We start from the raw sequence: 850 nt of genomic DNA, 5'->3' as shown, positions 1-850 counted from the left end.
CCAGCGGATTGGTGCTCCAGATCTTGCGCCAGTGGGCCTGGGGGAAGTCGGCGAAGGCGGTGATCTCCTCGCGGGCGTCACGCAGCAGCGCCGCCACGGTCGGGAACTGCCGCTCCAGGGTCAGCGCCACGTTTTCCACCGCCTCGCGGACGGTCTCGGCGGTCGGCTGGGCGAAGATCGTGCGGATCGCCGCGGCGACCATTTCAGCCTGGCCCTTGCTGACTCGGGCGAGCACGTTGCGCATGAAGTGCACCCGGCAGCGCTGCCAGGCGGCACCGGCCAGCACGGTGTCGATGGCGTTGGTCAGGCCGCGGTGGGAGTCGGAGATGACCAGCTGGACCCCGCCCAGGCCGCGGTCGCGCAGCCCGCGGAGGAAGTCGGTCCAGAACACCTCGTTCTCGCTGTCCCCGACGTCACAGCCCAGTACCTCGCGGCGGCCGTCGGCGGAGACGCCGGTGGCGATGACCACCGCCCGCGAGACGACCCGGCCGCTGACGCGGGCCTTGCAGTAGGTGGCGTCGAGGAAGACGTAGGGGAACGCCTGCTCGTCCAGCGGGCGGGCCCGCCAGGCGGCGACCTCGGTGTCCAGGCCGGCGCAGATCCGGCTGACTTCACTCTTGCTGATCCCGGACTCCACGCCGAGGGCGGCGACCAGGTCGTCGACCTTGCGAGTCGAGACGCCCTCCACCCATGCCTGCATCACCACCGCGTGCAGCGCGACGTCGATTCGCCGGCGCGGGGCCAGCAGGGAGGGGAAGAACGATCCGGTGCGCAGCTTGGGGATCTTCACCGTCAGGTCACCGGCGGTGGTCGCCACGACCTTCTCCCGGGTGCCGTTGCGCTGGGTCGT

General features: G+C 71.1%; 1 protein-coding gene. It reads right to left on the bottom strand.

The genetic code is table 11. The features are described 5' to 3' along the window. The coding region (locus tag A6V29_RS12020; protein ID WP_137160515.1) for an IS256 family transposase at window positions 1–850 on the bottom strand (850 nt) is incomplete at both ends.

It is taken from the genome of Blastococcus sp. CCUG 61487 (genome assembly GCF_005222955.1).
Classification (GTDB): domain Bacteria; phylum Actinomycetota; class Actinomycetes; order Mycobacteriales; family Geodermatophilaceae; genus Blastococcus.
This window is presented reverse-complemented; position numbering and strand designations above follow the sequence as displayed.